The sequence below is a fragment of the Limnofasciculus baicalensis BBK-W-15 genome (assembly GCF_024178385.1).
Taxonomy (GTDB): Bacteria; Cyanobacteriota; Cyanobacteriia; order Cyanobacteriales; family Coleofasciculaceae; genus Limnofasciculus; species Limnofasciculus baicalensis.
The window spans coordinates 2,597-10,380 of record NZ_JAMZMM010000219.1; the positions used below are offsets into that span (position 1 = coordinate 2,597).

Annotated in this window: 5 protein-coding genes; 3 read left to right on the forward strand and 2 right to left on the reverse strand. The window is 39.9% G+C overall.

The genetic code is table 11. From position 1 onward, the window contains the following. From NJ959_RS19205 to NJ959_RS19215, 3 genes are all read left to right on the forward strand, one after another. Window positions 1–637, forward strand: a 637-nt coding sequence (locus NJ959_RS19205; RefSeq protein ID WP_254013351.1) for an AAA family ATPase, incomplete at its 5' end; no start/stop codon positions are given. An 86-nt stretch (window positions 638–723) separates the two neighbouring features. Then, window positions 724–2,967 (forward strand): DNA polymerase III subunit gamma/tau, encoded by a 2,244-nt coding sequence (locus NJ959_RS19210; RefSeq protein WP_254013352.1) that lies wholly within the window; start codon window positions 724–726, stop codon window positions 2,965–2,967. A 304-nt stretch (window positions 2,968–3,271) separates the two neighbouring features. After that, window positions 3,272–3,796, forward strand: coding sequence for a sterol desaturase (locus tag NJ959_RS19215; RefSeq protein WP_254013353.1), 525 nt, complete (start codon window positions 3,272–3,274; stop codon window positions 3,794–3,796). A gap of 64 nt (window positions 3,797–3,860) precedes the next feature. On the opposite strand, the gene NJ959_RS19220 is transcribed toward NJ959_RS19215, so the two are convergent. Together NJ959_RS19220 and NJ959_RS19225 are read right to left on the reverse strand one after the other, a co-directional pair. Continuing rightward, complete coding sequence (locus NJ959_RS19220; protein WP_254013354.1) at window positions 3,861–6,101, reverse strand: TOMM precursor leader peptide-binding protein; 2,241 nt, start codon at window positions 6,099–6,101, stop codon at window positions 3,861–3,863. 181 nt (window positions 6,102–6,282) lie between these two features. Beyond that, on the reverse strand, window positions 6,283–7,784 hold a 1,502-nt coding region (locus NJ959_RS19225), incomplete at its 5' end, for a CHAT domain-containing protein (RefSeq protein ID WP_254013355.1).

A 7,784-nucleotide genomic window follows, 5' to 3' on the forward strand; every position in this document is an offset into this window, starting at 1 on the left:
CTTATTCTTAACAGCATTAGCAGTAGCTTTTACCTTATTCTTAACAGCATTAGCAGTAGCTTTTACCTTATTCTTAACAGCATTAGCAATCGACTTATCATGTGTTATCAGTAAATATATCGGGGAAACTGAAAAAAATCTTCAGCGGATTTTTAAGGCAGCCAGCCATGGTGGAGCGATATTACTATTCGACGAAGCCGATGCTTTATTTGGCAAGCGCACCGAAGTTAAAGATAGCCACGATCGCAATGCTAATATAGAAGTTGGTTATTTGCTGCAAGAGATGGAAGCTTATCAAGGTTTAGCGATTTTAACGACTAATTTCCCTCAATCTATCGACAATGCTTTTTTACGTTGTCTCCGTTATATCGTTAAATTTCCTTTCCCAGATCCCTCAGCGAGAGTCAGAATTTGGCGAGGAGTTTTTCCAGATCAAACGCCAACTGAGGGGCTAAACTTTCAAAAGTTGGCTAGGTTGAATGTGGCTGGTGGTACTATCCGTAATATTGCTAAGGTGATGGAATCTAAACGGGGAATGGTGGCAGAATTCCTGACTAGGGCGAATTATGATTTGGCAATCGGTAATTTTGAATTAGATTTTACGGACAGCGATGATAGTTCATTTGAACTATACTAAAGGATGAGTAGATTAAAAAATAATATCGCTCAAGGCAGCCACAAGCGGCCTAATCTAGAATACACCCGATCCGTCGCACTTTCCCTGTGAGTTACGAACCCCTACACCATAAATATCGCCCTCAGACGTTTGCCCATTTAGTTGGCCAAGAGGCGATCGCAAAAACCCTCACCAATGCCATCAAGAGCGATCGCATTGCTCCAGCATACTTGTTTACAGGTCCAAGAGGCACAGGCAAAACCTCGTCAGCGCGGATTTTAGCAAAATCCCTCAACTGTCAAAAGAGTGACTTGCCGACAGAATCCCCCTGTGGTATCTGCGAAGTCTGTAAGAGTATCGCCTCAGCATCTGGTGCAGCACTGGATGTAATTGAAATTGACGCAGCCAGTAATACTGGGGTTGATAATATTCGGGATTTGATTGAAAAAGCACAATTTGCACCAGTGCAATGTCGCTATAAAGTTTATGTCATTGATGAATGCCACATGTTATCCGTGGCAGCATTTAACGCCCTACTAAAAACACTCGAAGAACCCCCAAAGCATGTTGTATTTATTCTAGCAACAACCGATCCACAGCGAGTATTACCTACAATTATTTCCCGCTGTCAGAAATTTGATTTTAGACGAATACCCCTAGATGCAATGGTGGGGCATTTGCGGGATATTGCTACTAAAGAAAACATTAATATTACCATTGATGCCTTAACCTTAATTGCACAAGTAGCTCAAGGTGGACTCCGTGATGCTCAAAGTATGCTCGATCAACTGAGTTTATTACCGGAACAAGTGACAGTTGAGGGTGTTTGGGATTTAGTGGGAGCAGTGCCAGAACAAGATTTATTAGCACTAACAAAAGCCATCAGAGAAGATAATTCAGAAAAAGTTCTCGATTGTTCTCGCCAACTAATGGATAGAGGCAGAGAACCCTTAATTGTCTTGCAAAATATGGCTAGTTTTTATCGAGATTTACTTATTGCCAAAACTGCCCCCAGCCGCAACGAATTAGTAGCAGTTACACCCCCAACTTGGCGAGAAATTTGTGAATTTGTTAAAAATATCGAAGTTTCCGATATTTTACAAGGTCAACAGCATCTAAAAAATAGTGAAGTTCAAATTAAAAATAGCACCCAACCTCGTCTATGGTTAGAAGTAACACTCCTAGGTTTATTACCTTCAGCAAATACTTTTAGAGTAATTAATCCAACCACTCAGTCATCGGTACAGAAATCAGAAAATCCCAAACAGGAATTGCCAAATCAGCGGGAAACCGGAATTATTCCTACTACTCCAAACAATTGGAATCCTAACCCATCTAATCTGGGTAATGGCAGCAATGGCAAACTAAATGGATTTCATAGTAACGGGACAAAACCACCTGCTACACCTCCTGTAAATAGCAATCCCATTGATGAACCTCAAGAGCAAAATCCCCAGCAAATATATCCAGAATCAGAGCCAATTCAACCTGCTAATTCACATATTTATCAACCCGATAATTATCAACCTAATATTCAGCAAATATGGCAACAATTGCTAGACAATCTACCTCCTGCCCCTAGATCCCTATTAAAGGAACATGGTGAGTTATTAAGCTTCAAAAACTCAGTAGCTATCATTGCTATTAAAAACGAAACATTACTGAAATCAGCTCAAAAGAGCTTGGCAAAAATTGAAGCAACTTTTGCCGCTATTTTCCGAAGTAAGGTGAAGGTAAACCTGGAAGTTAAATCATCTAAATCTACTAATACTATTTCTACAGACAAACCAAATACCCAAAATCCATATCGAGAATCGATACCAGAAACAAATATTACGCCACCGCCTCTATCAGATAATGAAATAAAATCACCTAATTTCCCTGCATCAGAGCCAAAAATACAAGAAGAGTCATCTGAGAAAAGACAGGAAGTCAATGAAAGTTTAAGGGAAGATAAACTTACCCCAGACAAAGAGATTATAAATGACTTTACAGATAAGGAGCAATTAACAGAAGCAACTGAAACCCCATTCACACCAGAAGTAGACTATGATGCTGAGTTAGTTGAGAAAGCACGTCATAGTATCAAACAGTTTTTTGAGGGAGAGTTTATCGATTTAACAGATAATTCTGAGCAAAGCGAATCTCCCATTGATAATCAATTGCCATCAAATCAGATAATTGATGAGGTAAGGCAAGAAATAGAAGTAGAAGAATCGATAGAGTTAGATGAGATTGAAGCGGGAAATAATGAGGGGAGTGATATTACTAAAAGTGATTTAGATAATCAGAGTGAAGAATTGCCAGATTTGGCAAATTTCCAAGATGATGATGATGAGATGCCATTCTAGTTGATTTGGTTTTCCCCTATTTGTGATGTCAAGTCTGGTAGCATCAGATTTGTATGATTATGTTCGTAGTAAGCACTTCAGTGCTTGGAAATACCGTATTTTTAGGCACTTCAGTGCCTACTACAAACAATCGATTTGTTGTTTTAATTCCCTTTCGGGGAAGAGGTTTGGGAAACTCTTCGCTCAGGAAGCCTTACGGAGAGGGGGATTTAGATGCGTAACCAATACTTAAACTCAGTATAAACAAAACTTTAATTTGATCTTTTAAGATGCGGTGAGTTACGATGAGTTGTGAGGACTTATTTTGGAAACTATCAAAGCAATTGCCGCAATTTGGCTCTTACTTTTTCTCGGAGACTTCCTTTCTACATTCTTGTATCATGTGCCAGAGCATGTATTTGGCAAGTTTCATACAGTCGTGCATCATGGCAAAAATCGTAGTTTCTTGCATTACGCCGTCTTGACTAGAAATCCCCTGGTGCTGATTGATGGTATTCTGGGTGCTTTACCTTACTTTATATTTACACCTTGGTTGTGGCAATTATCTCCGATAGGCACAATTATCGGGCTTTTGTTAGGTGAGTTTCATGTAGTTTGGCGGCATATTTCCATCCTTGAATGGGCAACGCCTAAGCCTGTGCAAACTTTATGTAATTTACTATTTATTACCACTCCAGAAAGACATTGGCAACATCATCGCAATGCTTTTGCTGCCTATGGTGATATCTTCACATTTTTCGATCCTCCTGCACAAAAATGGTTAATTTTTCTCCGTTGGCTCAGACGGAAATTCCGACAAGCAAATATATCTACTAATTCAGCCTCTTAGCTTAGTAGGGTGCGTTATGCGCAAGCTAACGCACCCTACAGATAGAGGCTTTGCGTAAGTAGTGTCAAAGAAACATCGGGAATGGATTTAGCTGATTTTCCTGCAATGGCGCTGGCAACCACCCCAAACTTACCGGAATATCATAAAGCCTTCCCGGTGCTAATCTTCGCCAAAAGTGGCGCAATCCGGGGACAATAACTTTAACAACATTTAATCCTATATCACTACGTGTTTGATCTAAAACAAATACTTCCATCCCTTTCTCTTGAGCAATCTTCACACAAGTCATCACATCATCTCGCAAATCATCACCCCAGAGTTGGGAATAATCTGAATATACCTTCGGCTTAAGTCTCACATCGGGAAGCAAATAAGGCTGATTTTTTACAGTAGCAGTTTGCCACCATTCTAAAGCAACCTTGTCACTAAAACGGTATTCAGTACTTCCATCCGCTGCAACATTTAAAACAGCAGGAAGAATTTGATTCGCCTCAGTAATTGCTCGTAATATCGCAATTTTGGGTTCAAAATGTGCCCCAAATCCAAATACTATATCTTCTATTTCTTTATCAATTCTTCGGGAAATAGCCACAAAACTAGGAATATTTAGATCCGTAGTGATATCCAACACCCAAAGTTCCCGATTCATTTGGCGGTAACAGTCTGTAATGGATTGAAAATACGGCTCATCAAAACTATCTAAATCCACACCGGGACGTTGAATACGATTATACCACCATAATGCCACACTATCGCGCTCAACTAATTCCATAAAGCCCTGCAAAATAGCTTCTTCCTTGGTATTACCTGCCGCAGCCCCATTAGAATTTGCCCAACAGTAAGGATTTTTATGCCTAGGATAGCCGTAATAACAATAAGCAGTTGGTAAATACTTAAAATCTTGATTAGTCAGGGAGTAAATAGGAGTCCATTCAATTTCCTTATCCTCATCAAAGGGTTGGGGTACTTGTTGAAAACGTTCCGCTGTGATATTCCCTTGTTGATATGTTTGATATTGCAATTCGCTGAAATTCAAACAATCGTATGGGTGAATTGCCACATCCCTAATATTTATATAAGTGTCTTTTCTGCGGATTTCATCTCCCTGAAATACACCAGAATATCTCTCAATTGCCTCACAAAGAGCGCTGGCTTTAGCTTGAATATCTGTTTTGCCTTTCCCACCGCTTTTTCCCCGCACTGTTTGCCGCAAAAAGTACAAACTATCGAACATTAGGGCAAAGTTATGTCCAGCAGAATAACTATGAATTACACTATTTTCAATCTGCCCTTTTTCCTGTAAACTATGGACAACTCCGGTAATTGTACTGATGTGATGTTCGTATTTTTTGAGTGTTTCTTCTGGAGAAATAGATCGATGTCCCCCATCTGATGTGAAGGTTTTCTTACGGCTTTCTAAAATAACAGGTAATGGTTTATTATCAGAATTATCTTTACCACAAGCAGGGCATTGGGGACGCTTAACCAAGATATGGTTTTCTGTTTTGAGAGATGTGGTATCAAGGGTTACAACAATCCCTTCAAGTTGTTTGTTTTCCCCTTGAATAATCCATTTTAAAATTTCAGTTGCTGCTAAATTTAATCCTGTTTGCCAGGTAGAAGGAAGAGTGGCAATGGCTGTTGGATAAGATTTTGAGATCCCTTTCTGTTGTTGAATATAGGTTTCCACTGGGCGGTTAGTGCGGAGACGTTGAGCCAAACATTCCCAACATCCCGTTTTTCCTGGCTCAAATATTGGTCCAATCCAAATCGTTTTTCCGACAGGTTTAATAAGCATCAATGGGCGTTGAAGTTGTAATGCTTTTTGATTTAAAGTCGCAAGTTTTTCATGGAGATAGTCATCAGTTAAGACAATTTCGATATCTCCTTCTTCGTCAAGAATAATATCCAGTGACTCTAGACTTGATATAAATTCTTTTACCGGAATTTTGCCCAGAGTAGTTACGGAAACTTTGGTGGATTTTAATCTGCTTTTGGCTGTACTAATATCCAGATTTGCCATTTCCCAGAAAGCAGCTACATTCGACGGGATATCGTCATCTGCTTCAACAATGTAGCCTTTCTGCTCCATATTCATTAAAGCATAATAAACTTCTGTTTTAGAATATTTGTTTTCTAAAAGATCGACAATATTATCAACAGTATTTTTTCCGTTAATTAATGGGGCTAATAGCTGATATAAATGTCCAGTGAGTAAGAAATAATCTGTCTCGGATAGCAAGAATACTTGATCGTCCAATATTTCAGCATGAAAACAACTTTTAAATTTAGGTTTATGGAGCATGTTTGTTATTTGTTATTTGTTATTTGTTATTTGTTATTATAGGTATCTAGGGTGGGCAGTCCCCAATATAAGGCGAAAAGCTTATTATTACGTTAGTGGGGAGTGCCCACCCTACGGTTATTGACATTGGTGCAAGATCTCAGTTATAACTAATAACCAACAACCAATAACTAATAACTAATTACCAAGGATTCCCCACTAAAGTGAAAGCAGCCCAATAATAAGGATGAGTTAACTCTCTTGATTGTCCGATTTCGCTAGGTAAGAGCATCGTACCACTAGTAGTAAGAAGCTGGCCATTTTCTACTCGAACTTTCCCTTTAATCATTGCTACTTGTGCTTGTTGCAAAGCTTGGGCTTTAATCGGTGCAGTGTCGAGATCTCCGTAAAATTGACTCATTAGCCCTACTGTACCCACATCGCTAATGTACCATAGACTGGCAAGGGCAGATTTAACTCCAGCTTTCACGGCTAACCCGGCAAAACCAAGCTCGGCTTCCTCATCTCCCAAGGCAGTGCGACAAGCACTCAGTACAAGTAATGCTACTGGCGGGTTATTTAAACCAAGTTGCGGTAATTCATTCAGATGTAACTTACTATTCCAGAGTTGGATATAAGAATTGCTGGGCGCACCGGGATTAAAATCAGCATGAGTGGCTAGATGAATAATACCATAAGGTCGCTGGGTTCGTTGATATTTAAGATTTTCTAAGGTAAATTTATCATCTAGGAAAGATTTGCCTTTCCATAGTCTTTGGGTAATTGCTGCTAACTCTACTGGCACTCCAGGCAATGGCTTTTGATCGGTAAATTGATCGGCTCCCATTGCTAATACTTGGGCATTTTTAATATCTTGATATCGGGTATCGGTTAAGGTTAAACTGGGCATTAGTCCAATACTATATCGCTCCACCAGGAATTGTTTGCCATCGTGGAGGGCGGCAACAGCTAAAGATCGCAAGCCAACATCCATGACAAAGACTAGGTTTTGAATCTCCTGTGTTTGTAAGTCGCCTTCTAATGGTTGTACTAACCATTGATATAGTTGTTTTGCGGGTGCTAAATAACTACGATTATCTCTAACATTAGTCACACCACTTTGGAATGCTTCCACAACCTTAAGTACTTCTGCCCGATTAACACCAATCGACTTGCGAATAGGTTGTCCTTTTGCTGTTACAATTACCAATTCTAGCCGATCGTTGCTATTGTCAGAGGGTTTCTCTAATGTTGCAGATGCAGGGGTAAACATTGCGTAGATAATTGCTGGTTTAACACCTGTTGATTCTTCCACTTTCTGCAAGATTTCGCGAGCGTTAGTTAGGGTAATCGGTTGACTAGCCTCTAACCCTAAATATGACTCAAACTGATGGGTGAAAGTTGTCTCAGCCCAAGTTACTCCCGCCTCACTTTCTGCCGGAGATGAGTCTTGAGCAACTTCTACGGGTTTGGCTCCTGGTTGTGGAGAATTTGCCTCCCCATTATCTGACGGGGAAGATGATATGGCTGTATCTTGAGATATTGGTGGATTGCCTGTATCTTGAGATATTGGTGGATTGACTGTATCTTGAGATATTGGTGGATTGACTGGATCTTCAGATATGGGTGGATTGGTTATATCTGGTGGATCTGGGGGTAAGGGATTTGGGGGATCTGGAGGTAAAGGATTTGGGGGATTTGGAG

Coding starts and splice junctions, on each gene's coding strand:
- NJ959_RS19220 (WP_254013354.1), bottom strand. CDS start 6,101: ATGCTCCATAAACCTAAATTTAAAAGTTGTTTTCATGCTGAAATATTG.